This window comes from Pseudomonas sp. KUIN-1 (assembly GCF_009176725.1).
Classification (GTDB): domain Bacteria; phylum Pseudomonadota; class Gammaproteobacteria; order Pseudomonadales; family Pseudomonadaceae; genus Aquipseudomonas; species Aquipseudomonas fragariae.
On the sequence record NZ_AP020337.1, the window covers coordinates 4,023,715 to 4,049,742 of the forward strand.

Sequence of the window (26,028 nt, forward strand, 5' to 3'; positions counted from 1 at the left end):
AGCGGCTCTACAATCCGATAGTTTGAACTTTGGACAGGGCAACACTGCCGCTGGCCAGGTTAAGCGTTGTTTCTGCGCCATTGACACCCAGCGTGACACTGTTGACCGTGGCGGGCAGGTAAGTTGAAAACTGTGTGTTCTTGCCTTCGACCGAGCCTTCAGCCTTGAAGCTGTAAGTGCCCGATGGCAGCTGGGTACCGCTTGAGTCCGTACCGTCCCAGGCAAAGCTGGTGGTACCGGCTTTTTGCGTGCCCAGGTCGACACTGTCGACCAGATTCGATTGCGCGTCGTACACCTTGACCGTCGTTAGCGAGCTTTCGCTCGGCACCACGATCGAACCGGTCAGGCCTTTGGTGGTATCGACCGAGGTGCTGCTCGCATCGATGATCACTGAGCGACCGACCAGTGACGAGGCCTGCAAGGCCTGCGACGACTTGTAGCTGCTGGCGATCGTGTCCACCGTCGACGTCAGGTTCTGCATGCTTTCAAGGCTGCTGAACTGCGCCAGTTGCGCCACGAACTGCGTGTTGTCCTGTGGATCCAGCGGGTTCTGGTTCTTCATCTGCGTCACGAGCAACTGCAGAAAAGAGTCCTTGCCCAGCGTGCCGGTAGAATTCGTCGCGGTCGGCGTCGGATTCTGCAGCGTATTCAAAAATGTCGATGAAACGCTGTTTGCTGCGGTGCTATCAACGGCCATAACGTTCGCCTTCTATCACTGACCGAGGGTCAGAACCTTCTGCATCATGGATTTAGCGGTGTTCATGATTTCTGCGTTGGTCTGGAAAGACCGGCTGGCAGAAATCATGTCGGCCATTTCTTCCACGACATTGACGTTGGGGTAGTAGACATACCCGTCCTTGTCAGCGGAAGGATGATTGGGCTCGTAACGTGCTTCCAGGTTCGAGCTGTCTTCGATGATGCCGTTGACCTGAACACCCTGCCCGGCTTCGCCCTGGTCCTGGAACAGCGAACCACCTGTGGACTGCTGACCCTGCATCACGGTGGCGAACACCGGGTGACGGGCGCGATAGGTCTGGTCCATGCTCGAAGACACGGTCTCGGCGTTGGCGATGTTACTGGCCGTGGTGTTCAGACGCGTGGTCTGGGCACTCATGGCGCTACCGGCAATGTTGAACACATTGGCTAGTGACATGAATTATTCTCCGCGAAGGGCTGCAACCAGCCCCTTGAACTTGCTGTTGAGCAATGTGAAGCTGGCCTGGAAGCCCATGGCGTTCTCGGTGTAGCTGGCCTGCTCGACCTGGGAATCAACGGTGTTCTGGTCCAGCGAAGGCTGCGACGGCGTGCGATACATCAGCGTCCCGTCGTCATTGCCCATGCCCTCGGCTTCGATATGGCGGCTGTTGGTCTTGTTCAGCGCGAAGTGACCGTTCTGGACCTTGTCGTTTTCGGCAGCCAGCACCGAAGAGAAGTCCAGATCGCGAGCCTTGAAATTCGGGGTGTCGGCGTTGGAGATGTTGTTGGCCAACACCTCTGCACGCTGAGCCCGGAAGTTCAGAGCCTTTTCATGTATGCCTAGCGCTTTATCGAAGCTGATGCTCATTTCGGGAAACCTTTGCCGGTTGACCTGATTCTGTTGTTACTGACAAAGCAATCGGCGTGCCATGTTGTAAAAGCCAATGTTTGCAGGGTCCACAGGCGGCGGCGAGGCGGCAATGCCAGAAAAGCGGCAAGGCATTTCCGCTGCAGAGGGGTAAAGCGGCAAGGCGGGTGCCGTTTTTTTTGCCAGTATCGACTTGCCGCGTGGCAATCGTGGCTCTTCATCATTGCCTCAACCGGACACCCAATAAAAAAGAGACCCGAAGGTCTCTTTGACGATTGATCAGAGGCCAAGCTCGCTCAACCCCGGGTGATCATCCGGTCGGCGCCCCAGCGGCCAATGGTATTTGCGCTCGGACTCGGCGATCGGCAAATCATTGATGCAGGCAAAGCGCCGTTGCATGAGGCCGTTTGCAGCGAACTCCCAGTTTTCATTGCCATACGAACGGAACCAGTTGCCGGAGTCGTCATGCCATTCGTAGGCATAGCGCACGGCGATGCGGTTATCGGTGAATGCCCAGAGCTCCTTGATCAGCCGGTAGTCCAGTTCCTTACGCCACTTGCGTTCCAGAAAGGCCTGGGCCTCTGCGCGACCATTGACGAACTCGCTGCGGTTACGCCAGTAGGTGTCTTCGGTGTAAGCCAGTGCGACTTTCGCCGCATCGCGTGAATTCCAGCCATCCTCGGCGCCACGGACTTTCTGGACTGCAGTCTCCAGGGTGAAGGGTGGCAATGGCGGTCTTCCTTTATCACTCATCTCAGCGTCCTCAGAACGGTTTGTAGGGCAGGAATTTTCCATCGAGGGTGATCACGGCTCGCTCTCCCCCTTCCGGATCGTCGACTTTCTTGATGTCGAGCTTGAAGTTGATTGCGCTGATGATGCCGTCGCCGAACTGCTCATGCACCAGTGCTTTCAGCGTTGTGCCGTAGACCTGAACCATTTCATGGAAGCGGTAGATGGTCGGGTCGCTGGAGACGTCTTCGACATTGCCGCGCAACGGGATGGTTTGCAGTTCGGCGACCGCGTCCCGGTCCAGTCCGAGACGCTCGGCGACCACCTCGGCCACCGCTTGCGGCAAAGGGTGCTGCCCGAGCAATGCAGCGGTGACATACACCACGCTCAACCCCGTACCTTCTGCAAGTCCCGCCCAGGTCAGGTTCTTTGCAGTCTTGGCCTGCAGCACACGTTCAGTCAGATGCTGGCGCGGCGCTCGGGAAATATTGCTGTGCGGCATAGGTAACCCTCCGGAATAAATTCACTTCAATCACAGCATCGACGACTATCACCATAAGATCCAAGACTGATTTATGATCATCACCATAATCCTGACTTATGGTGATGCCGTGCTGTTACGCCATATACGTTATTTGCTGGCAGTCGCCGACCATGGCAATTTCACCCGGGCAGCCGAGGCCCTGCATGTCTCGCAGCCGGCGTTGTCGCAGCAGATCAGGCAGCTGGAAAGCAGTCTGGGTGTGCAACTGTTCGACCGCACCCGCCGCAGTGTCGTGCCGACCGATGCCGGCCGCGTGTATCTGGACCACGCGCGTCGCTGCCTGCTTGAGCTGGAGGCCGGGAAGCGTGCGCTCAACGATGTCAGCGACCTGTCACGCGGACAATTGCGCCTCGGCGTCACGCCTACCTTCAGTGAATACCTGATAGCGCCGCTGATCGACCGCTTCAGCGCGCTGTATCCGGGAGTGGCAATCATCCTCACGGAGCTGCCTCTGGAGCAGATTACCGAGGCACTGATCAGTGACGCGCTCGATCTGGCCATCGGCTTTGCCGGCAGTCATGCTGTCGAGATAGACAGCCAGCCGCTGTTCGATGAACAACTGTGCCTGGTCATGGCCAAGCCTGGCCCCGAAAAGCAGGCCGCATTGACACTTGAGGACCTGCAAACACTTCGCTTTGCCTTGCTCGCCCCCGGATTCGCCACTCGCCAGTTGCTGGATGCCTGGTGCCAGATGCACAACTTCAAGCCGACGGTCGGCTTGGAAGCGAACTCGATTGCCATTTTGCTCAAGGTCGTCGCCCAGGGTCGCATGGCAACCATTCTTCCCGATGCCATCGTTCGCGAGCAGCCTGGATTGCGCGAAGTTCAGACCATCCCTGCCCTGCCTGGGCGGACTGTCGCACTGCTGCGGCGTAAAAACGGCTACCAGAGCGCCGCCGCCAAAGCTTTTGCAAAACTGGTGAGCGATATCAGAACGAAAATATGAACCCGATGGGCAGACAATCAGAGCTGTTTTCGGCCGCGCACAAAAAAAGAGACCCGAAAGTCTCTTTTTTCATGACAGGCCACTGACAGATCGTCACTTGGCCTTGTAGATGATCCCGGGGCTGCACTGAACCATCTGATAGTGATCCGGCAAACCATTGAGCGCTTCGGAAGCCCCGAGAAACAGGTAGCCGCCTGGCTTGAGCGTGCCGTGGATGCGCAGCAGGATGTCTTTCTTCACTTCGGCGGAGAAGTAGATCAATACGTTACGGCAGAAAACGATGTCGAACTTGCCCAGCGAGGCGTAGCTGTCGAGCAGGTTGAACGAGCGGAACTCCACACGACTCTTGATCGGCGCCTTGACCACCCAGCGGCCCGGACTTTTTACGTCAAAAAAGCGCTGCAGACGGTCCGGCGACAGGCCGCGACCGATGGCCAGGCTGTCGTACTCGCCGGTCTTGCAGTTATTGAGCATCAAGCCCGACAGATCGGTTGCGACGATCTGCACGCCCGATTTGAGCTGACCCTGATTGGCTCGCTCGAACTCGTCGATGGACATCGACAGCGAATACGGTTCCTGACCCGACGAACAGGCGGCCGACCAGATGCGCAGACGCTGACCAGGACTGGCCTTGATCTGCTCGGGCAACACCTTGTTCTTCAGCACTTCGAACGGATAGGTGTCGCGAAACCACAGGGTTTCGTTGGTGGTCATCGCATCGACCACCTGCTCGCGCAAACCACTGCGCGGCTGGGTCTGAATGCGCTGGACCAACTCGCCAAGCGACTTGATGCTTTGCTGCTCCATCAATTTGTTGAGGCGGCTGGACACCAGGTACTGCTTGTTTTCCCCAAGCAGAATGCCACAGGCTTTTTCCAGAAATACCCGGAACTGATCAAAATCCAAATTACCCGTAGACAAAGTGCCGCCTCTCAAATCATGTGAATCACCGGGGACGACGCCCCCGGCTGGTTATTCTGCTGCCTTGATCCGCGCAACGACCCTGGCCGCCAGATCATCAGGCCTGAATTTCGCGAGAAAATCATCCGCGCCAACTTTCTTGACCATCGCCTGGTTGAATACCCCTGACAGCGAGGTATGCAAAGTGATGTGCATCTTCTGCATGCGTGGATCATTGCGTATTGCTGCGGTAAGGGTATAGCCATCCATCTCCGGCATTTCAATGTCGGAGATCATCATCAGGAACTCTTCTTCAGGTTTTTTGCCTTCTGCGACCATCTTGAGCAGGTAATCCAGCGCCTGACGACCATCGTTGAGCGCTACGACTTCCACCCCGACGGTTTCCAGGCAGCGGCTCACCTGCTTACGGGCCACCGACGAGTCGTCGACCGTCAGCACACGCAGGGAGACAGCCTTGTGCTGAACCTCGGCGTCAATGACACCGACCGAGATTTCTTCGGACACTGGCGCGACTTCGGCGAGAATTTTCTCGACGTCGATGATTTCCACCAGCTGGTTATCAACCCGGGTCACGGCGGTCAGGTAATGATCGCGCCCGGTGCCCTTGGGTGGTGGATGAATCTCTTCCCAGTTCATGTTGACTATGCGTTCGACAGAATGCACCAGAAAGCCCTGAACCTTGGTGTTGTACTCGGTAATGATGACGAAGGAATTAACCAGCGAAATCATCCCTGTGGAACCTGTCGCCATTGCCAGATCCATGATCGGGATCGTGCCGCCACGAATATTGGCCACGCCCCGAACGATCTTGCTCGATTTGGGCATGATGGTGAGTTTCGGGCATTGCAGTACTTCTTTTACCTTGAAGACGTTGATCCCATAGAGCTGCTTGCCGTCGAGACGGAACAAGAGCAGCTCCAGGCGATTCTGACCCACCAGCTGAGTTCGCTGGTTTACCGAATCCATTACACCTGCCATGCCGAACCCCCTTACAAAATGACCGCCGCCCAGACACCAGATCAACAAGCGGCACGGGCTTTGCTATTTATTACTTCATGAACGCAAAGACGACAATTTCTCGACACCTCGCATTAGAAACCCGCAGGCTTCTGTGCGCAATCGCCCTGCTGTGCCTTTCCAGCACGGTGACCCTCGCTCGTGCCGAGAATTTCACACTGCCTGAGCAGCTTATCGGCGTCACCCAAGGGTTTCTTGAGTTCACAGTAGAAGACTATTTGGCAACCAACCAGATTGACGGGCGTCATGAGATACAGGTCAAGCAGCTCGACCCGCGTTTAAGGATGGGTGCCTGCGACAAGGATTTGACAGCCACACTGGAAAGTCCGCGCCCGGTTGGCCGGGTTACCGTGCGGGTACGCTGCGAAGGTTCTTCGCCCTGGACGGTGTTTGTGCCCGCCCAGGTGTTGCTGTATCGCAACGTCGTGACCGTGATGCGCCCGCTCAAACGTGACGCGATCGTCACCGAAGAAGACGTTGCGATGCGCGAGCGGGATGTCAGCAGCCTGGGTCAGGGTTTCCTGGCATCGCTGGATCAGGCAGTCGGTCAGAAGGTTGTCCGACAGATGGTCATCGACCAGGTCATCACCCCGGTGGCGCTTGAGCAGCCACAAATGATTCACAAGGGCGATCAGGTGGTGATCATCGCCCGCAGCGGCTCGCTGGCGGTGCGCATGCCCGGCGAAGCGATGTCCGATGGAGGCTTCAACGAACAGATACGGGTGAAAAACCTCAATTCCCAGCGGGTGATCAAGGCAAGTGTCACCGGCCCAGGGCAGGTGGAAGTCGCTATGTAGTGCATTGATGGTGGCGCGAAGGGTGTGTTTTTTTTAGACTGCGGGGAATGCCCGACGGCAAATGTCGTCTATTGGGAAGCTTTCTCACAATCAGCCTAAAGTTTGATGGGGGTTGGCCGAAAACAAGGCAAGCGTCCAAACACCCAGAGGTTTTTTCAATCATGGTCATAGATTTCAGTCGCCTTAACAACTCACAGTCTGTTGCCGGTGCTTCACGTACCAGCGCCAGTAAAGACACCGCCAAAACCGATGCTCCAGCCCCTGCCGTCACCGCAGGTGTCAAAAGCACCGGGGAAACTTTTTCCTTGAGCAGTGAGGCTCAACAGTTGCAGAAAATCACGGACAAGCTGACCGATCTGCCAACCGTCAACAGTGCTCGGGTTGCCGAGCTCAAACAGGCCATCGCCGACGGTAGTTACACAGTGGACAGCAACCGTGTCGCCAGCAAACTGTTGAATTTCGAAACCCAACGCTAAGCCAAGGCTGGCGCTGGATATTCTGGACGCTTAAAAACCAGAGCATGCGATGCAAGACACTACTTTGCTGCAGATGATCACTGACGACATGGTTTCGGCCCGACAGCTTCTTGAGCTGTTGCAGGCCGAATCACTGATTCTTCACGGCCGCGACATGGGCGAGATGGAGCAGGTGCTGGCGCAGAAACAGGCGCTGGTCATTCTTCTCGATCAGCATGGTCGCAAACGTAGCCAGGTGCTTGCGGGCATGGGGCTGCCAGCCAATCGCAGTGGTCTCCAGCAACTGGCCAGCCAGTCGGATATCGGTGAGCAATTGCTGCTGGCCGCCGACGAACTGAACACGTTGATCAACGAATGCCAGACGCTCAACGAGCGCAATGGTAGTCTGATCCAGTTGCAACAGGTCAGTACCGCTCACCAGCTTCGCATCCTGAACGGTGGCGATACGCCTACACTCTATGACAGCCGCGGATCGACTGCGCTTAGAGCAAAACCACGCCCTCTGAGCCAGGCGTAACTTCCTGTATCAAGGTTTCGTGCATAGTGGCAGAATGCCTGCTGTTGCGTTGCCGTAGTATTTTGCCTGGAGATTCAAGAACGTGAATGGCTCAAGCGCGGACGATGCTCCGCAGCCCCCGAAGGTTCTCAATACACCTTTGGAAATTGCCGCTAACCTGCGGCTGCTACTCGAGAGTCATGATCCTCTGATCATTACCTTTCACGAGCGTCCCCAGCGCTTTCAGAGTTATCTGCTTGAAGTCGACCGTGACAACAACGTCATGGCCCTCGACGAAATGATCCCCCGCGATGGCGAACGCTTTCTGAGCAACGGCGAATCCTTCCGTGTCGAAGGCTTTCATGACGGCGTGCGGATTGCCTGGGAAAGTACTGCGCAGATGGACATCCTCAGCACCGACGGTCAACGCATGTACCGCGGCCCGATGCCTGAGGAAGTGGTTTATCACCAGCGCCGCAACGCCTTCCGGGCCGCGCTGAAGCTGGCGCAGCTGGTCGACGTCGAAATCGGCGGTGACCGCCTGAAATTCACACTGGCTGGCAAGCTGCTGGATATTTCTGCCACCGGTTGCAAGTTGCGCTTCGAGGGCGACGTGTCCGATCGCATGCAATTGGGCCAGGTATACGAACGTTTCGTTGCCAAGCTGCCTTTCGGCGCCATGACAGCACCTGTCGAGTTGCGCCACCTGCATTTCGAAGAACGATTCAACACCACCTTTGCCGGCGTACGCTTCCACAACATGAGTGGGCTGGTGCAGCGTCAGGTCGAACGTTTCGTCTATCAGTTACAGCGCGAAGCACGGCGCTTCGACAAAGACGACGACTTCTGACACTCACCTGAATCCCCCGGCGATTGCGGCATTGCTGCCGCAATCGTGTACTGCCCTACCCCTCAGGCCTTCCAGGTCTCGCTTTCACGCTCGCGTTCATGCTCATCGGCTTCGGTTGTTTCCGCTCCGGCAGCCGGCTCGCTCTGCGCCAGAACCTCGCTTTCTGCCTCGGCCTCTGCTTCAGACACCACCTCGGGATCCGCCTCAGGCTCAGGCTCAGGCTCAACGGTTGCCTGCATCTGCTCCTGAACCACCTGCTCATCGACACGCGGGTCAAGTGCAACCACCAGTGGCGAACTGGACATACTGTCCGGCATCGCAACGTGGTGCAGCGGTGCGTTTTCGACCTGGTGCAGGTGAGTGACCGCCTTGGGCCTGATCAGCAACACCAGAATCACACCCGCGCCACAGACGAACGCATAGAGCATGTGCCCGCCAAACAGCTTCATCACCACACCTGCGGCCAACGGACCGATACTGGCGCCGATGCCATAGGTCATGAGCAACATGGCCGTCAGCGACACCCGGCGCTCGGCCTCGACGTGGTCATTGGCGAAGGCCACTGCCAGTGGATAGAGGCAGAACTGCATCAGCGAAGCCAGAAAACCGACACCGAACAGCACCTCGACCGGCACGCTGGGAAACACCGCCAGCGGTAACGACGCCACCACCAGGGCGGCGGCAAAGATACGCATCAGCACGGAACGGTCATAGCGGTCGGACAGCAGGCCCAACGGCCACTGCACCAGAAACCCGGCCAGAATGCAGCAGCCCATGAACAAACCGACCTGCTCGGTGGACAGCCCCTGCTCGGCGGCGTAGACCGGTGCCAGACCATAGAACGAACCGATGATCAGACCGGCGCCCAGTACCGCTGTCAACGACTGCGGCACACGTTTCATGAAGAAGCGCGGCTCCAGTGGTGCCGGATGCAGAGGCGCCGGGTGAATCGCCCGGGTCATGGCGACGGGCACCAGGCACAGTGCGAAACACAGCGCTACCAGCATCAGCAGCTCAGGCCCCAGTTGCGGGTGAACCACCAGCACCAGCTGACCCAGTACCAGCCCCAGGTAGGATGCAATCATGTAGCCGCTGAAGACCATGCCGCGCTGTTTGGCGGCCGCCTGCTCGTTCAGCCAGCTCTCGATGACCATGTATTGGCACATCATGCCCAGACCGACGATCACCCTCAGCACCAGCCAGGCGGGCAACCAGCTGATCAGGCCATGCCCCAGCACCGCCGCACCGACGATGCCGGCACAGGTGGCGTAGGCGCGAATATGCCCGACACGGCCGATCAGGCGGTGACCGATCTTGCCGCCCAGCACCAGACCGAAATAGTTGGCGGCCATCAACGCACCGACCCACAGGCTGTCAACCTGATCGGCGGCCAGGCGCAGGGCCAGATAAGTGCTCAGCAGACCCGAGCCGATCAACATCATCAACGAGGCAAAATAAAGCGCTCGAAAGGACTTCCAGATTTGGCGCATCAACTTTCCAAAAATAGGGAGTCGCCCGACTGGGCGAGCCCGACACTGCGATTCTTAAACCTGAGCAGCCAGCACGCGCCGTTCCCAGGGGGTTATCTCGTCGAAAAAACTGGTCAGTTCCAGGGCCTTCGACGCAATGTAGCCTTCGATGAATTCATGACCAAACAGTTCCTTGGCCAACTGACTGCTTTTCAGACGCTCCAGAGCAGCGTGCAAGGTACACGGCAGTAACAATTCTTCCGGCACCTCCAGTTCGCCCTGCAGCGGCGGCGTCGGTTCCAGTCGCTGCTCGATGCCGTGCAACCCGGCCGCCAGACTTGCAGCGATGGCCAGATAGGGATTGGCATCAGCGCCCGGCAGACGATTCTCCACCCTTCTGGCCGCCGCTGCACTCGACGGAATACGTAATCCGGCAGCGCGATTGTCGTAGGACCAGCAAGCGTTGTTGGGCGATGCATAAGGATGGCACAGGCGCTGGTAGGAATTCACATTGGGCGCGAACAGCGCGGTGAAGTCCGCCATGCAGGCTTGCTGGCCGGCAATGAAATGACCAAACGTGTCGCTCGGCTCACCCTGCGCATCACTGAATACATTCACTGCGCCCTCTGCTGCCACCACGCTCTGATGGATATGCATCGAACTGCCCGCCGTATGGGCGAGCGGTTTGGCCATGCACACCACGATGAGCCCGTGTTTGAGCGCAACCTCCTTGAGCAGGTGCTTGAACAGAAAAGTCTGATCGGCCAGCAGCAGCGGATCGCCATGCAGCAGGTTGATCTCGAACTGGCTGACACCCATCTCGTGCATCACCGTGTCACGCGGCAGCCCCAGCGCTGCCATGCAGGCATACACCTCGGCAAAAAAAGGCCGCAAGCCGTTGTTGGAGCTGACGCTGAATGCCGAGTGCCCCTGTTCGCGTCGCCCGTCCAGCCCGGTCGGCGGCTCGAATGGATAAAGCGGCTCGGGATTGGGCGCGAAGACAAAAAACTCGAGTTCGGTGGCCACCACTGGCACCAGCCCCTGCGCAACGTAACGGGCGATAACAGCCTTGAGCTGATTACGGGTAGAGAGCATGCACGGCTGGCCATCGAGGTCCTGCGCATCGCAGATGGCCAAGGCTCGCGGCGACGTGCTCCAGGGCAGACGGTGGAGCTGCTGCGGATCACTGATCAGTGCCAGATCGCCGTCGTCACTGCCGTAAAAGCGCGCCGGCGGATACCCGCCCATGATGCATTGCAGCAACACGCCGCGCGCCAGCTGCAAACGGCGACCTTCGAGAAAACCTTCAGCCGTCATTACCTTGCCGCGCGGTACACCGTTCAAATCCGGGGTTACACACTCCACTTCATCAATGCCCATCAGCATTTCTTTCTGCGAATGGGGGTCATTGCCTGTCATGGGTCAGTCCTTTTAGTTGAGCAGCAGACGCCAAGCTTCAACCTTCAGACTGCAATCTTCAAGCACCGCGCTTCAGGCTGTCGGCCTGCCGCTCGACGTGTCAGAGAACCGGGTTATGGAAAGGTGTCCCGGTCACTTCGATGAACTCCTTTCGGTAGTCTTCGTTTTCCGGGTCGACCACAAGGGCCTGGCGCAGGAATTCGACGCCTTCGGCCACATTGCCCAACTGACGACTCAGGGCGCCGGCGAGGTGCAGCCTGGTGGCATCGAAAAAATTGAATGACAGCATTATCTTGGTCAGCGTCAACGCGTTCTCGAGCTTGCCCGCCATCAACAACTGGTTGAACTGGGTGTTGAAGTCGCCGAGATCCTGCCACTTTTCGGCAGACAACCCTTCGACTTTGCGGAGCACGACGGTGTGGCCGTTGCCCACTTTCGAATCGGTCTCTTCGACGCACTCGATGTACCAGCAACCCAGGCCTGACGAGTTAACGTAATTGACCGCGCGGAGCATGCTTTGCAGGGAAAAGACCTGATAGTGACCGCGCCATTCACCTTCCGTGACGGTGGTCATGTCGACCTTGTTTTCATAGTCCTCGATCATCTGCGTCAGCGTCGTCAAACGACGCGCCCGATCAGTCTTGGCTGCCGTGCGCTTGGGAAAGATGCAGAAGAATACCCCGCCGTTCTTCAGCACTCTGAAGGATTCGACGTACGCAGAAAACAGATTGGGGACGTGCTCGATGACGTGCGAGCTGATCAGATAGTCAACCGACGAGTCTGGCGTATGGATGCATTGAAAATCGCCCAGCATGTCGACCTTCGAAACGTCGCCCGACACTTTCATCTGCTCGACGAAGTACTGCTGATAGTCTTCCATGTCGCGGGGGTGCAGAAAATCGACACCGTTGCACGGCGCAACGTTGAGGCAATGGGCAAGGTTGAACGCGTTGTGAGCCGCTGCGCCCAACTCTATTCCGTGCCCCTGGCAGTACTTTTTAGCTAACAGCATCACCCACCCACCGCTCATCGTGATATCGAATACAGCCTTTCAACGATTTCGGCGGTGCCCGCTAAAACTTTAACCGGCGCCTCCCCCTGGCCTTGGCGCACCAGCAATTGGCGCAAATATTGCAAACCACCGCGTACATACATCGATTTACGTCAGCGCAGGCCTGAACCACCCGCCACGCGGCAACGCAAGTCAACAACAATCACGCTAACGCCCAAGAGAACAGAGGATCACCATGATCAATGGTCAAAAGGTTGGCTGCGGAATCGTCACCTACAATCGTCCTGCGCTGCTGAAAAAGCTTTACGATTCCCTGCCTGCCGAGATCATCGACTGCGTTGTCATCATCAATGACGGCGATGTGTACCCGGAGTTTTCCGCGTATGACAGCGAGGTGTTCTTCAATAACGAAACCAACCTCGGCGTTGGAAAATCCAAGAACAGAGCCTTGTCGCGACTCATGGATGCCGGGTGCGAGCATCTGTTCCTGATCGAAGACGACATCTATATAAAAAGTCCGGAAGTATTCGAGCTTTATATTCTGACCTCGACGCTGACCGGCATTCAGCACCTCAATTACAGCCAGCATGGTCTGATGAACAAGACGCCGTCGGGCGAGGCCAACGCGGTGTACAGGATTGACTACGGCAATGGCATCAACCTGCCCTTGTACCGCCATTGCGTCGGTGCGTTTTCCTACTACTCCAGACGCAGTCTGGAAGCCGCCGGCCTGATGGACGAGACGTATCACAACGCCTTTGAACACGTCGATCACACACTGGCCATCATCAACCAGAACATGCACCCGCCTTTCTGGTTTTTTGCCGACATCGATAATTCGCAACTGTACCTGGGGGACGAGCCCTGGACGCTCGAGGGCTCAACGATTTCGTCCGACACCCTGCACCGCAAAAACGCCCTCGCGGCCATTGAACACTTCACGCTCAAGCACGGCTGCGAACCGGTCAGACATCCGTTGGCGTCTGATCAGGAACTGATGGACAGCCTGAACAGTATCAAACAGAACTTCGGATTGAATATCTAAGCGCCGAACCTGCCCCGCAATCCTGACAAGGCGTTGCGGGGTACTCGTTGCAAGACCGCTGCCTCAGGGCAGGGTCATACTGAACATCGCCCCGCCCAGCACCCCGCCGTTGGCGATTTCAATGCGCCCGCGCATGCCGTTGCGTACATGCAACTGGGCAATGTGTGCAGCGAAGTACAAGCCCAGGCCAGTACTGCCGCTGCCCTGGTTGATGCCCTGCACGTATTCGGTCTGGCGCTCGATCAGATACGCCGGGTAACCGGGGCCGTCGTCATTGATGGTGATCTTCAACTGCCCGCCTTCATCACCAACACTGACAACGATCTGCTCACGGGCGAAACCGATGGCGTTGACGATGATATTGCCCACCACCGAGCCGATCAGTTCGCGGTCGAAAAAGCCCAGGGGGCTTGCCACATCGATCGCATGACGGGCGGCAATGCCGCGGCTGCCCAGCACGTCCTGATGATGGGCCAGTTGCGCTTCGATGAAATCGTCCAGTTCGTGGTAATCCGGACGCAACGGCATCTGGTTGACACCCAGTTTATAGAGGCCGAGCAACTGCACGAGCATGCCATTGAGGTTGGCAAACTCATAGTCGATGACGCCGTGCTCCGGCGTGTCACGCTGCTGCACCGAAAGCTTCGCCTGCCACTGGCTGTGCGCCTGGGTCAGGGTCGCCAGCGAGTTCTTCATGTCGTGCACCGTGGAGGCGATCACCATGGAAAAGTCGAGGCCCTGCTCTGTCTCTTCACTCATGCGCTAAACGCCCTCTCCCTGAGTTTATGGTAGCGCTCATAGCGTGGATCGCTTTCCGGGATCTTGCCCAGCATGGTCAGGCTGGCACGACACTCGTCAATTCCGGCCTGGCCCAGATCCTGTCCAGGGTGAAGCAGCGATTGCACCATGTTCAGCACGATACTGATGTTCTTCGGCTGCAAGCCAAGCGCACTGCGGAAAAATGCCTGTGCTTCGGTGAGGTTGCCGGCCTTGTAGCTGCGCACGCCTTGCAGGTTGAAATCGACAGCCGCCTTGCTGGCCCCCAGAATCGCCGGATCATCGGTCATGCTGGCAATGCTTTTCATCACCGCAGGATCGTCGCCATAGGCTCCCGCACAACTCTTCAAGACGCCGGCACCGGCCTCTTCCTGACCGAGCTGCTTCAGTTGCGCAGCCACCATCAGTGCGGCGTCGGCACTGAGCACCTGCTCCATGCCATCCAGTCTGGCCATTGCCTGCTCGGTGAGCTTGGCTGCGGCTTCCGGGTCCGAATGCTGCAGGCTGGCCGCCTTCATCAGCCGGGTGCGCACTTGCAGACCTTGATCGTCGCCATGCTCCTTGGCAACGTCGACGAGGGCGTTGTTGATCTCGACGCGGGTGCGCGCATCAAGACCCTGATCGCCGCCCTTGCTGATCAACGCGTGAGCCAGCCCCAGATTGGTTTCCGGATCCTTGAAACGCGAATGCTGACCTTGGGAGACGGCCTGACGATAGGCCTTGGAGGCACTTTCGAAGTCCTCGTTGCCCAGCGCCAGCTTGCCCAGCAGCTTCTGTCGACGCACCGCCAGCGGCGACAAGCGCACTGCGCTTTCCAGCGCAGACTGCGCGCGTTTGCCATCGCCAAGCGCCACCAGCACATCAGCCAGGCCATCGAACAGCGCAGGCATGGTCGGAAACGCCTTGATCGCCTGTTCGTAGACAGCCTGTGCCTCGGCGGTCTTGCCGCGCTTGAGCAGCAGGCTGCCCAATGCACCGTAAGCCCACGGCGTGGCCCGATCAGCCAGAATGGTCTTGAGGAACGCTTCCAGGGGCTCGTTCTGCTTCAGATCACGCAAGGCATCGGCCTTGTAACGCAGGCACAACGGCGCATAACGCGGGTCCTGCTCGATCAGCTTGTCGCACGCGGCCAGCACCTCGGCCGGCTTGCGACGGTCGAGGGCCTGCAGAATCGGCTTGAGCAAGGTCTTGCGCTGCACCAGCTTTTCCAGCCGCTGGGCCAGCCCGGCGCGGTTGAACGGCTTGGTCAGGTAACCATCCGGCTCCCACTCAAGCGCACTCATGACCATCGCCTGACTGTTTTCGGCAGTGACCATGATGAATACGCTTTCGTAACTCAGCAGCCGCTCGATCATCAGGTCTTCCAGCACCTGCTGGCCGTTCTTGCGGCCATCACCCAGGTTGAAATCGTGCAGCACGAAGTCATAACGCTTTTGCGAGCACATGCGCAGAGCCTGCTCACCGGTATCGGCGGTGTCCACTTCCTTGACGCCCAGCTCACGCAGCATCGATCTCACTGAACTGCGAAAGTCAGAGAAATCATCAACGATAAGAAAGCTTTTTTGGTTGTACGCCAGCATCCGGATTCCTGCACAGGAGAGGGGTGAAAATATGAGACCCGTGGCCTGAAAACGATTCAGGCCCGACTCGGCAGCCCATTTTTCAGGACGCACATAATAACTGATGGCAAAGCGCCACAATACGACTTGCCGGTACCCTCCCCCTATGCGTCAAAGCGCGAGGGTGAGGGCAACACTCAGTTTTTCGACCATCCACGCAGAAACTGTAGAACGAACATCAACTTCGCACACGGACTCTGTGCCAGGCAGGCCTGAAGAGTGTGGGCCGGGTCGTGATTGCGGCAGGGGAAAGGCATTTTCGGAGAGGTTTGTCACACATCGGCTGTGCATTCGATACAACGCACAGCGTGGCGGAACGGCATGCCAGCGCGGCGCGCTGGCATGCGAGGTTGCACAGGTGGTTTACACCCAGCCGTCGTTCTTCTTGCGGCCCTTGGTCAGCGCCGGAAGGATCAGGCCGACCAGCAAGCCAGCACCGGCAATGCTGCCGCCGTAGACCATGTAACGCATCATCACCTGCTTGTTCTCGTCGCCAAGTCGCGCCTGAGTCGCACGCAACTCAGCCTGAGAGTCGGCCAGTTGATCGTTGAGGGTCTTGGTGCGCGCCTCCAGTTCGTCGACCAGCTTCTTGCGCGCGTCCAGCGTTTCCTGCATGCCTTGCACGCGGGTCTTCCAGGTGTTGTCGATGCCCGCCAGCTGCTCGGTCAGGTCGGCAACCTGCTGAGTCAGCTGCGGCACACGCTCGGCCTGGCCAGGGACTTCCTGCAAGTCGCTGCTGGGGATCCACACGGTGGAACCGCCTTCGCCACGCACCTGGCTGAACTTGCCCGAAGCGCTGAGCAGCTCGACCTTCTGCCCGGATTTCAGCGTCCCCACAATCCGATGATCATCGGTTGGTCCGCTGCGTACGTAGGTAGTGAGGCTGTCGCTGACCCAGCGATCGCTGCCGGCGGCCTGTGCGCTGCCAGGCATGACAACGGTCAATGCAGCGCCAACCAGGCCTGCGCCGAGCAAGCGACGCGAAACGGCGAACAGGCCAGGGGCTCGGGAAAGAAGTGCGGAAAAATGACGAGACATGGCGATAATTATCTTTATCTGAAATGAAAATAAAGCCTCGTTTAACGGGCCGGCTAAGGATGGGAGCGGCAAGTGATCAACGGTTTTGCAACTCCTGCCCGGACGGAATGTCTGCCTATCAGGCGCGTTGAAAAAGCACCTGATGATCCCTTTCATGCAGGCCGTCCAGAAAGTCCATCAGCTAACAGACTCCGTTAAAGGGGTCAGGTTCACTATTGCCCGTTGTCCGCGTCAAAATTCAGCCGCACGGTCATGCGAAGCAAGTGCCTGCTTTCAAAAGAATTCGCCTGCCGATTCAATCCTGCGATGACGCACAGGGGCTCAAATAAGGGACGTCGGCGGTCCGGCGTTTGCTTTCCCGGCCAAGTGCTGTAGAAAAGGCCCCACAGGGGTGAATCTTCTCGATATTCACCATCCTGATGCTCGACTGCATCGCTCTAATGGAAAATAGAATGATCCCAAGACAAGTGATTAACGCCACCGTAAGCCCGAAAGGCAGCCTTGAAACCCTGTCCCAACGTGAAGTGCAGCAGCTCAGCGCGGCCGGTTCAGGCAGCACCTATACCCTGTTTCGCCAGTGCGCCCTGGCCATTCTCAATACCGGCGCCCACGTCGATAACGCCAAGACCATTCTTGAAGCGTACGAGAGTTTTGAAGTCCGCATCCATCAACAGGACCGCGGGGTTCGCCTGGAGCTGCTCAACGCTCCGGCTGATGCATTCGTCGACGGCGAGATGATCGCCAGCACCCGCGAAATGCTGTTCAGCGCCTTGCGCGACATCGTCTATACCGAAAGCGAACTGGACAGCCAGCGCATCGACCTGAGTAATTCCCAGGGCATCACCGACTACGTGTTCCATCTGCTGCGCAATGCTCGTACCCTGCGTGCCGGTGTCGAGCCGAAGATGGTGGTGTGCTGGGGCGGCCATTCGATCAATACCGAAGAATACAAATACACCAAGAAAGTCGGCCATGAACTGGGCCTGCGCAGCCTGGATATCTGCACCGGCTGCGGCCCCGGCGTGATGAAAGGCCCGATGAAAGGCGCGACCATCGCGCACGCCAAGCAGCGCATCGTCGGCGGTCGCTACCTGGGCCTGACCGAGCCGGGCATCATCGCCGCCGAAGCGCCCAACCCGATCGTCAATGAGCTGGTGATCCTGCCGGACATCGAAAAGCGTCTCGAAGCCTTCGTGCGCGTCGGCCACGGCATCATCATCTTCCCCGGTGGCGCAGGCACTGCCGAAGAGTTCCTGTATCTGCTGGGCATTCTGATGCATCCGGACAACAAGGATGTGCCGTTCCCGGTGATCCTGACCGGCCCGAAAAACACCGAACCGTACCTGCAGCAGTTGCACGCGTTTGTCGGTGCCACGCTGGGTGAAGAGGCGCAGCGTCACTATCAGATCATCATCGACAACCCGGCAGACGTTGCCCGGCAGATGACCCAGGGCCTGAAGGAAGTGAAGCAGTTCCGCCGCGAGCGTAACGACGCGTTTCACTTCAACTGGCTGCTGAAGATCGAGGAAAGCTTCCAGCACCCTTTCGATCCAACCCACGAGAACATGTCGAAGCTGCATTTGAACCACGATGTGCCGACTCACGAACTGGCCGCCAACCTGCGCCGGGCGTTTTCCGGCATCGTCGCCGGCAACGTCAAGGACAAGGGCATTCGCCTGATCGAACAGCACGGTCCGTATCAGATCCACGGCGACCCATCGATCATGGGCCCGCTGGACAAACTGTTGCAGGCCTTCGTCGATCAGCACCGCATGAAGCTGCCAGGCGGCGCGGCGTACGTGCCGTGCTATCAGGTCGTAACCTGACCGCATAGCGACGTACGGCAAGCCGACGGGGTGCTCTTGAGCACCCCGTTTCTATTTTTGCTGGCGAAATGCCTTGGGCGACTGCCCGGTAGCGCGCTTGAAGAAGCGCGAAAAATACGCAGGCTCGGAAAACCCAAGGCTGTCTGAGACCTGATTGATGGTCAGGGTGGTGTAGATCAGGTTGCGCTTGGCCTCCAGCAACAAGCGCTCACTGATGATCTGCAAGGCCGACTGGTTGCACAGCCGCCGACACAGTGCATTCAAATGCGCGGCGCTGATACCCATCGCCTGAGCATGCTGGTCGATCGACCAGTGCTCGCGAAAACTCGCTTCCAGCTGATGCATGAACACCTGCAAATGCTCGCGGCCGCGATCCATCGCATGAGTTTCTTCGCCTGCATGTTCACTGCTGCGCCGACTGAGCCACACCGCCAGCACATTGACCAGCGAGTGCAGCATAAGATCGCGGCCCGCTCTGGGCTGCCGGTATTCATTGGCAATGGCATTGAACAGCGTGTCCACATAATCGCCATCCGCCCCGAGCGCATAGCAGCGTGCCGCGCTGAGGGCTGAGACGTCGAGCGCAGCCTCGAGTTGCTCCACCAAGGGTCTGGCCAGGCTGAGAATATGGCCCTGAATATCTCTGGAGAACCTGAAGGTGTGCACGCTCAGTGCGGGAACGACCTGCAACGAAGGCATCTCGACCTCGCTGACCCGGTCCTCGACCTTGAGCATCGCCTTGCCCGACTGCACGTAAAGCAGCTGGACCAGATCGCCATGCCGATGCGGCTTGATCTCCCATTCGTGAATCCTGCTGCGCTCGGGGATCGACTCGCAATGAATCAGGTCCGGGGTCGGCCAGGCCGTGGTTTCCCCATAGAGCTTGAACACCGGTATCGCTGCTGTGGCAGGTCTGGCCATGTCGCCCTCTCTCGTCCGGACCCTCGGAAAGTCCAGATAATGCAGCGGATATTGCCTTCTTATCTCGACGGCATCCATTAAAAATGCAGGAGACAAAAACAAACACGTCCCGCTGACTAAACCTGGCAGGGATCAAAAGACAGGACTATCGCCATGAAGACCAAGGTTGCCATTATCGGTTCAGGCCCTTCCGGGCTGCTGCTAGGCCAACTGCTGCAGCGTGCCGGCATCGACAACGTCATCGTCGAGCGCAAGGACCCCGATTACATCCTTTCGCGCATCCGCGCCGGCGTGCTGGAACAAGGCATGACCGACCTGTTGCGTGAAGCGGGCGTCAGTGAACGCATGGACGCAGAGGGCATGATCCATGACGGTTTCGAGCTGGCGTTCGCCGGTCGCTGCGAGCGTATCGACCTGAAGAGTCTTGCCGATGGCAGGACGGTGATGGTCTACGGCCAGACCGAAGTCACCCGCGACCTGATGGCCGCGCGCGCCGCGACCGGAGCAATGACGATCTACAACGCTACGGACGTCAAAACGCACGACCTCAAGAGCGATAGTCCGTACCTGACGTTCGTGAAAGACGGCGAGACCGTGCGCCTGGACTGCGATTACATTGCCGGCTGTGACGGCTTTCACGGGGTCTCACGGCAATCGATTCCCGCTGACGCCCTCAAGGTATTCGAACGCGTCTATCCGTTCGGCTGGCTCGGCGTACTGGCCGACACGCCACCGGTCAACGAAGAGCTGGTCTACGCCAATCACCCGCGCGGCTTTGCCTTGTGCAGCATGCGCTCGGCCATTCGCACCCGCTATTACGTGCAGGTCAGTGCCGACGAGAAGGTCGAAGACTGGTCGGACGAGCGCTTCTGGGATGAACTCAAATCCCGTCTGCCCGAGCATCTGGCAGAGCGACTGGTCACCGGCCCGTCCATCGAGAAAAGCATCGCGCCGCTGCGCAGCTTTGTGGTTGAACCCATGCAGTACGGCCGCCTGTTCCTGCTCGGCGACGCCGCGCACATCGTCCCGCCGACCGGTGCCAAGGGCCTGAACCTGGCGGCCAGCGATGTCAGCACGCTGTACCGCATCCTGCTCAAGGTCTATCAGGAAGGCCGCACTGACCTGCTGGAAAAGTATTCACAGATCTGCCTGCGCCGAGTGTGGAAAGCCGAGCGCTTCTCCTGGTGGATGACGTCGGTGCTGCATAACTTCCCCGACACCGACGCCTTCAGCCAGCGCATCCAGCAGACTGAACTGGACTACTACGTCGGCTCGGAAGCCGGGCGCAGGACCATTGCCGAGAACTACGTGGGCTTGCCGTATGAGGCTGTCGAGTAGAGCGTCGGCCCCGGCGCTGTGATTGCGCTGCGTACTCACAAGCCATAGGCTGCCCGTCGACATGCGTTGTGCAATCACACAACGCATGCTCCCCGCCGCCGTGCAAAACCCCAAAGCGTTTTCGACACTGCCCACCTATGATCAGACGTGCGTCCAATAGCTATCTGGCTATATAAAAACAACAAGCACAGAGGAACCCCCGCCATGACACCTGTTTCGACCCACGAGGTGGGCGACGCCGAAGGCAATCATGTCTACCGTCGCATCACCCTGCGCCTTATCCCGTTTATCTTCATTTGTTACCTGTTCAATTACCTCGACCGCGTGAACGTCGGCTTTGCCAAGCTGCAGATGCTCGATGCCCTGAGTTTCAGCGAGACGGTCTATGGCCTGGGCGCCGGTATCTTCTTCATTGGCTACGTGCTGTGTGGCCTGCCCAGCAATCTGGCGCTGAACCGCTTCGGGCCGCGTCGCTGGATCGGTCTGATGATGATTACCTGGGGAATCTTCTCGACCTGCCTGATGTTCGTCACCACGCCGGTCGAGTTCTACGTGCTGCGCTTTCTGACCGGTATGGCAGAGGCCGGTTTCTTCCCAGGCATCGTGCTGTACCTCTCGCGCTGGTATCCAAATCAGCGTCGCGGGCGGATCATGGCACTGTTCATGTCGGCCATCCCGGTCTCCGGCCTGCTGGGCGGCCCGTTTTCCGGATGGATTCTCAATCATTTCGCTGCGGGCCAGGGCGGCATGGCCGGCTGGCAATGGATGTTCCTGATTCAGGGCGTGCCGACGGTGGCGCTGGGTGTGCTGGCCTTCGTTCTGCTGTGCGACAAGGTCGAGGATGCCCGCTGGCTGACGCCCGGACAGCGTCAGCGGGTCAAGACCGATATCACCAACGATGAACTGAGCCGTCCGGTGCACGGCAAAAGCTCGGTGGCTTCCGTGCTGAGCATGCCGTTCATATGGATCCTGGGCTTTATCTACTTCTGCATTCAAAGCGGCGTCTACGCGATCAATTTCTGGCTGCCGTCGATCATCAAGAACCTCGGTTTCAGCGATGCACTCGTGATCGGCTGGATCAGCGCCGTGCCGTACCTGATGGCAGGCGTGTTCATGCTGCTGGTCGGCCGCTCCGCCGACCTGCGCAATGAGCGCCGCTGGCATCTGGTGGTCCCGATGCTGATGGGCGCGACCGGCCTGATCATCGCCGCCAACTTCGCGACGCTGCCCATCGTTGCCATCATCGGGCTGACCATCGCCACCATGGGTGCGCTGACCAGCCTGCCGATGTTCTGGCCATTACCGACCGCCCTGCTGAGTGCCAGCGTCGCCGCAGGCGGGCTGGCGCTGATCAACTCGATTGGGCAGATGGCAGGCTTTCTCAGCCCTTACCTGGTGGGCTGGATCAAGGATCAGACCGGCTCGACTACCCTGGCGCTGTATTCACTGGCCGCGCTGACCATCGTCGGCAGTCTGGTGGCACTGCGGCTCAGTCGGTCGTCGGCAGTCAAGGTGGCAGGGAGCGCCTGAGCGCCATTGCCGAAGACAGCGTGATCCTGCGCAGATGGCGTGGTGCGGGATGCGCAGATTTTTGCGCACCCGATACCCGCATAAAACTGACCAAGGCTCGTATTCAAAGCGCTGCAGCACACAGGTATGAGTCAGCGCATGTGCGCAGACATTTGCGCACTATTTCATGCTTTTTTTGCTTGATGTCTTTGCTTTAAATCTCTATCTCTTTGTTTTATATCGATAAATAGACAGTCGGCACATATCTTGGAATGCACCTCTGCATACAGCGGGCGATATCGCCCGTTTCTGCGCAGAGATTCCATGCATGACCGACAAATCCGGCACCCATACTCAACGACGTGCTGCAACGTTCGCCAAAACTCCCGCCACGGCCACCAGCCTGTGTCCCTTCCGCGGACCTGACATCGCCATCGTGCCAGTGCGCTATGCGCTGGACCGCTCCCGCTACGATGCCGCGCCCGAGAAGCTCAAGCCGCTGCTCAAGGGCAGCCGCTGGGCGGTGATGCCGAAGCTGAAAACACGCAGCTATACCCTTCGCCAGCTGTATGACGGCTACGTGTATGTCTATGACGAAACGGCCGGCACCTTTCATGAGTACCTCTCGTCAGCCGCCAATGGTCATCTGAGCCGCATCATCTGGACAGACGCACAGATCGGCAGTGACCGGCGAAGCAGTGCCGACGATGGCAAACCCTTCCTGCTCTATCCGCGAAACAACCGGCTGCACATCGCCTTTTCCCCGCAGCAATGGACGTGGCGAATCTGCGAACACCTGCGCTCCAGTCCGGAAAGCCGCGCTTCATGGATGAAAGCGCTGGATCTGAAACGCTACTGCACGACCATGGCCGAGCCGGATACCTTGCCATTGAACCGTATCGCCGAGGCGGTAGCGGACATCGACAAGGAGTATGTGGTCGATGATGACCGCTTTGCAGACTCGGCGATTCCTGCTGCTCGCCCGCCTTCGGATAGCGATGAAGTTAAGGCACTGTTTTCGCCAATCGGCGCCGACGTTTTCTGGCAGGGCAGCGTTGAAGATCAGGACAGCTCTCTGCTCATTGCCCTTGATGACCCTCTGTCCATTTTCAACGATCTGGGCATGCAACTGGCCGCCGATCAGGCCGCATACCGCAACTGGCAAGCCGAGCACGAACACAAGATCCAGATTGCCCAGACCGTCGCCACGCTATGTGGCGCTGAAAGTGAACCGGAGAAACTGCCGGCATCGGTGCGCGGCAATGCGGCGCTCACTCACCAGTATCTGGGCGAGCTCGAAGCTTACTTCGAGCAGTGCATCCTTGAGGAAGCGCAGATCAGCAGCAGTAACGTTCCCGGCGATTTTCTGCTGATGCCGGACATGTTCAAGAGCCTGGATATGCGCAAATCGATTGAAATGCGATACGGCAGCGCGCCCTCCGACCAGGCCCTGCAAGCCTGGAAAGATCGCCACAAATGGCGTCGCGAGGTCGATCTGAGTGGTGCGCGTGCGTACCTTCAGCAGCACCTGCCAACCGGTGACACACTGCTGCAACAGGTGCGAGACACGCAAAGCGACTTTCGGCAATGGTCGACCCATCTGGGCACGGAACCGCTCAAGCTGTTTGTCGACACTACCCACCCTGAAAGCCTGCTGTACCTGCAAACGCTCATGCTCAATCTGCAGATCATTTACGCTCAGGACAACGCCGCCAGCGCCTGGCTCGCCGAGCAGGAAGCCAACGACAGCAGCCTGTTTGGCACGTTGCGCTACGGCTTCTCACCGGCGCTCAAGCACGCGCTGCACCAGGAGGCCAACGCGCTGCTGAACGGCCTCGGCGACATCACCAACCTGGCCACCCGCATCGGCGAACTCAACGGCACGCTCAATCACCAGGGCTTTGCCGACAAGCCGTGGATGAAGGCGCTGAAACAACCTGTTCAGGACACCTTCAAAGCCATCGGCCAACTGGCCAGCAGCGCAGGCAAGGCAACGTTCGAAAGTATCCTGCTGGCCTGGGTGCCTATCGACAGCCGCCTGGCAGTGGGCAAGCAGCAGAACATCGTGGCACTGATTCGCACACTGTTGATTGGCCAGATTTTGCTCGATTCAAAGGCGCGTATCGCGATCGATCACAACATGCTCGCGAAGCTGAAAACCTGGATCAGGGAGTGGCAGGTACTCAACAAACAGATCAGCGACACCCGCCGCAGCTGGCTCTACCCCACCGCTTACAACCCCCGCAAAAGCATCGCCAGCCACCTGCGCGCCCTCGAGCAAAAACTTCGTCTGCACGAACTGAGCATGCCCGCCCTGCTCGACTTTCAAAACAACCAATACGCCAAGCAGTTGCAGGATGAGATTCGCCTGCACTTCCAGTCCGGCAAAGCCATCACCAAAGAATGGCTGAGCACCGCCAGGCGCTGGCTCGATGGACTGGGAGGCATTGCCGGTTCGATCACCTGGGGCGTGATCATGCTCAACTTCATCAACACCGCCTTCACCTATCGCGACCTTACTCGGGACGGAAACTTCAGTGCCAAGGATATTGGCAAGGTGACGTATGGGTTGGGGTATAGCTTTAACCTGTTGATGGCGGTGTTTGTTGAAGCGCCGTGGGTGGTTATCAGTACGGCCAAGCCTCTTTCCATTGGCGGCTATGACATAGGCATTCTCGATAAGTCGGCGGCTTACTGGAAAGCACGGGGTAATGCGGTTTGGGGGGATGCTATACGTGGGTTTAGAGGTTCGATGGTGGCGATGGGGGCATTTGGGATAGCGGCGGCCATGCTGGAAATTCTGGATATAGGAAATGATCTAAACAAGGTCAAAACAAGCGAAGAGCGGATAGCGAGTGAGATAAAAATTGCGTCGGTCGCCATGATGCTACTCGGCAGCGCCATTCAGCTCAGCGCTGGTCTCTTCCCGACAACTTTTCTCGCTGCGTTCGCAATGGCTTCATGGTTCAGTGCTGTACTGCTGCTGACTGGTGTCGTGTATCTGCTCGCCACAATGGCGTTGAACCACTTAAAACAAGACAGTATAGGACGGTGGCTAAGAAAATGTTGCTGGTCAAAGTCAATCGAATATCGATACTCTACAAATGGAGAAGGCCAACTTGAAGAAAAGCTTGCTCTACTCACGATACAGCTCAGTCCTCAAGTTTATGTGAAGAGCACCACACGTGATGCAACCCGCTACCTCGGCAAAGGTGATTACTACAGCACCCCGGAGCAGTATGGTGCTGGTGTTCAAATCCTCTTGCCCAAAGTGGTGCGCGGTCAGTCGGTGCATTTCAACGTCATCAGTAGTAAACGTCCCTGGGGCGTGCTTCCCGTGAAAAAAATTGATTCTTCAATACATGAATCATTTCTTAGTAGGGGTCAATTCAAAAAGACTGATCAGTTTGGAAAACTTGTTAATCTACCCGCTCGCAATGCTGAGGAAGATTTTACATTTCCTCGCATGCCTCCAGAAAGTGAGGATCTGGTTTGGGAAACCTGGGTGCCACTCGAGAAAGAAGCAGCATACCTAGAACTAAAAATATGGTATTCAAACAACCTACTGAACTCAGATCCACAGGATATTGGCTACCTGTTTCAGCTTGAGCTAAGCGGTAAGGGCGAAACCGCTATCAATGGGGTAGACGCCACCGAGTTTGAAGTAAAATCAGCAAGTTTAATCAACGCGCTGACTCTTGAGATTGCGGATTAA

General features: G+C 58.0%; 24 protein-coding genes. 10 read left to right on the top strand and 14 right to left on the bottom strand.

Annotated elements, in window-relative coordinates:
* Positions 1-7: 7 nt before the first annotated feature.
* The 5 genes from flgD to cynS all read right to left on the bottom strand — a co-directional run bounded on the left by flgD (position 8) and on the right by cynS (position 2,795).
* Positions 8-697 carry a flagellar hook assembly protein FlgD gene (gene flgD / locus KUIN1_RS17900; protein WP_003404333.1) on the bottom strand — a complete coding sequence of 230 codons (690 nt, stop codon included), beginning with the start codon at positions 695-697 and terminating at the stop codon, positions 8-10.
* 15 nt (positions 698-712) lie between these two features.
* Positions 713-1,153 carry a flagellar basal body rod protein FlgC gene (gene flgC / locus KUIN1_RS17905; RefSeq protein ID WP_002554316.1) on the bottom strand — a complete coding sequence of 147 codons (441 nt, stop codon included), beginning with the start codon at positions 1,151-1,153 and terminating at the stop codon, positions 713-715.
* Positions 1,154-1,156: 3 nt separating this feature from the next.
* Positions 1,157-1,564: a flagellar basal body rod protein FlgB gene (gene flgB / locus KUIN1_RS17910; protein WP_003370068.1), complete on the bottom strand. Its 408-nt coding sequence runs from the start codon at positions 1,562-1,564 to the stop codon at positions 1,157-1,159.
* Between the two features lie 279 nt (positions 1,565-1,843).
* Positions 1,844-2,317 carry a nuclear transport factor 2 family protein gene (locus KUIN1_RS17915; RefSeq protein ID WP_004416966.1) on the bottom strand — a complete coding sequence of 158 codons (474 nt, stop codon included), beginning with the start codon at positions 2,315-2,317 and terminating at the stop codon, positions 1,844-1,846.
* Positions 2,318-2,327: 10 nt separating this feature from the next.
* Positions 2,328-2,795 carry a cyanase gene (cynS, locus tag KUIN1_RS17920; RefSeq protein WP_003404332.1) on the bottom strand — a complete coding sequence of 156 codons (468 nt, stop codon included), beginning with the start codon at positions 2,793-2,795 and terminating at the stop codon, positions 2,328-2,330.
* Positions 2,796-2,868: 73 nt separating this feature from the next.
* Between cynS and cynR the strand changes: the two genes are divergently transcribed.
* The gene (cynR, locus tag KUIN1_RS17925; RefSeq protein WP_162886001.1) at positions 2,869-3,783 is read left to right on the top strand and encodes a transcriptional regulator CynR; all 915 of its coding nucleotides are present in this window, start codon (positions 2,869-2,871) and stop codon (positions 3,781-3,783) included.
* 93 nt (positions 3,784-3,876) lie between these two features.
* Here the strand turns inward: cynR and cheR are convergent, their stop codons facing one another.
* Together cheR and KUIN1_RS17935 are read right to left on the bottom strand one after the other, a co-directional pair.
* Positions 3,877-4,704, bottom strand: coding sequence for a protein-glutamate O-methyltransferase CheR (gene cheR / locus KUIN1_RS17930; protein ID WP_003347319.1), 828 nt, complete (start codon positions 4,702-4,704; stop codon positions 3,877-3,879).
* A 51-nt stretch (positions 4,705-4,755) separates the two neighbouring features.
* On the bottom strand, positions 4,756-5,682 hold the full coding sequence (locus tag KUIN1_RS17935; protein WP_003316772.1) for a chemotaxis protein CheV: 927 nt from the start codon (positions 5,680-5,682) through the stop codon (positions 4,756-4,758).
* 77 nt (positions 5,683-5,759) lie between these two features.
* On the opposite strand from KUIN1_RS17935, the gene flgA reads away from it, so the two are divergent.
* The 4 genes from flgA to KUIN1_RS17955 all read left to right on the top strand — a co-directional run bounded on the left by flgA (position 5,760) and on the right by KUIN1_RS17955 (position 8,340).
* A complete protein-coding gene (gene flgA / locus KUIN1_RS17940) occupies positions 5,760-6,518 on the top strand; it encodes a flagellar basal body P-ring formation chaperone FlgA (RefSeq protein ID WP_011268462.1) in 759 nt (252 codons plus the stop codon).
* A 161-nt stretch (positions 6,519-6,679) separates the two neighbouring features.
* A complete protein-coding gene (gene flgM / locus KUIN1_RS17945; protein WP_003404324.1) occupies positions 6,680-6,994 on the top strand; it encodes a flagellar biosynthesis anti-sigma factor FlgM in 315 nt (104 codons plus the stop codon).
* Between the two features lie 49 nt (positions 6,995-7,043).
* Positions 7,044-7,511, top strand: a complete 468-nt coding sequence (locus tag KUIN1_RS17950) for a flagella synthesis protein FlgN (protein ID WP_003404322.1) — start codon at positions 7,044-7,046, stop codon at positions 7,509-7,511.
* Between the two features lie 82 nt (positions 7,512-7,593).
* Positions 7,594-8,340, top strand: a complete 747-nt coding sequence (locus KUIN1_RS17955) for a flagellar brake protein (protein ID WP_003404320.1) — start codon at positions 7,594-7,596, stop codon at positions 8,338-8,340.
* A gap of 62 nt (positions 8,341-8,402) precedes the next feature.
* Here KUIN1_RS17955 and KUIN1_RS17960 read toward each other — a convergent pair whose 3' ends face one another.
* From KUIN1_RS17960 to KUIN1_RS17970, 3 genes are all read right to left on the bottom strand, one after another.
* Positions 8,403-9,830, bottom strand: coding sequence for an MFS transporter (locus tag KUIN1_RS17960; protein ID WP_057457571.1), 1,428 nt, complete (start codon positions 9,828-9,830; stop codon positions 8,403-8,405).
* A gap of 54 nt (positions 9,831-9,884) precedes the next feature.
* Entirely contained in the window at positions 9,885-11,126 is a 1,242-nt protein-coding gene (locus tag KUIN1_RS17965) for a glutamine synthetase family protein (protein WP_172980102.1), read from the bottom strand.
* Between the two features lie 202 nt (positions 11,127-11,328).
* Complete coding sequence (locus KUIN1_RS17970; protein ID WP_054091705.1) at positions 11,329-12,240, bottom strand: methyltransferase domain-containing protein; 912 nt, start codon at positions 12,238-12,240, stop codon at positions 11,329-11,331.
* A 235-nt stretch (positions 12,241-12,475) separates the two neighbouring features.
* On the opposite strand from KUIN1_RS17970, the gene KUIN1_RS17975 reads away from it, so the two are divergent.
* Positions 12,476-13,285 (top strand): glycosyltransferase family 2 protein, encoded by an 810-nt coding sequence (locus tag KUIN1_RS17975; RefSeq protein ID WP_011268466.1) that lies wholly within the window; start codon positions 12,476-12,478, stop codon positions 13,283-13,285.
* 63 nt (positions 13,286-13,348) lie between these two features.
* Here KUIN1_RS17975 and KUIN1_RS17980 read toward each other — a convergent pair whose 3' ends face one another.
* The 3 genes from KUIN1_RS17980 to KUIN1_RS17990 all read right to left on the bottom strand — a co-directional run bounded on the left by KUIN1_RS17980 (position 13,349) and on the right by KUIN1_RS17990 (position 16,719).
* Complete coding sequence (locus tag KUIN1_RS17980; protein ID WP_011268467.1) at positions 13,349-14,044, bottom strand: sensor histidine kinase; 696 nt, start codon at positions 14,042-14,044, stop codon at positions 13,349-13,351.
* Positions 14,041-15,642, bottom strand: coding sequence for a tetratricopeptide repeat-containing response regulator (locus KUIN1_RS17985; protein WP_152092151.1), 1,602 nt, complete (start codon positions 15,640-15,642; stop codon positions 14,041-14,043). The genes KUIN1_RS17980 and KUIN1_RS17985 overlap by 4 nt, the downstream gene beginning before the upstream one ends.
* A gap of 402 nt (positions 15,643-16,044) precedes the next feature.
* On the bottom strand, positions 16,045-16,719 hold the full coding sequence (locus tag KUIN1_RS17990) for a TIGR04211 family SH3 domain-containing protein (RefSeq protein WP_003316760.1): 675 nt from the start codon (positions 16,717-16,719) through the stop codon (positions 16,045-16,047).
* A 452-nt stretch (positions 16,720-17,171) separates the two neighbouring features.
* Here KUIN1_RS17990 and ppnN point away from each other — a divergent pair, with 452 nt between their 5' ends.
* The gene (ppnN, locus tag KUIN1_RS17995; protein WP_024659436.1) at positions 17,172-18,545 is read left to right on the top strand and encodes a nucleotide 5'-monophosphate nucleosidase PpnN; all 1,374 of its coding nucleotides are present in this window, start codon (positions 17,172-17,174) and stop codon (positions 18,543-18,545) included.
* A 51-nt stretch (positions 18,546-18,596) separates the two neighbouring features.
* On the opposite strand, the gene KUIN1_RS18000 is transcribed toward ppnN, so the two are convergent.
* Positions 18,597-19,466, bottom strand: coding sequence for a helix-turn-helix domain-containing protein (locus KUIN1_RS18000; RefSeq protein WP_011268470.1), 870 nt, complete (start codon positions 19,464-19,466; stop codon positions 18,597-18,599).
* 153 nt (positions 19,467-19,619) lie between these two features.
* On the opposite strand from KUIN1_RS18000, the gene pobA reads away from it, so the two are divergent.
* The 3 genes from pobA to KUIN1_RS18015 all read left to right on the top strand — a co-directional run bounded on the left by pobA (position 19,620) and on the right by KUIN1_RS18015 (position 26,028).
* Complete coding sequence (gene pobA, locus KUIN1_RS18005; RefSeq protein WP_003404302.1) at positions 19,620-20,804, top strand: 4-hydroxybenzoate 3-monooxygenase; 1,185 nt, start codon at positions 19,620-19,622, stop codon at positions 20,802-20,804.
* Between the two features lie 204 nt (positions 20,805-21,008).
* Entirely contained in the window at positions 21,009-22,334 is a 1,326-nt protein-coding gene (locus tag KUIN1_RS18010) for an MFS transporter (RefSeq protein ID WP_152092152.1), read from the top strand.
* A 307-nt stretch (positions 22,335-22,641) separates the two neighbouring features.
* On the top strand, positions 22,642-26,028 hold the full coding sequence (locus tag KUIN1_RS18015) for a toxin VasX (protein ID WP_152092153.1): 3,387 nt from the start codon (positions 22,642-22,644) through the stop codon (positions 26,026-26,028).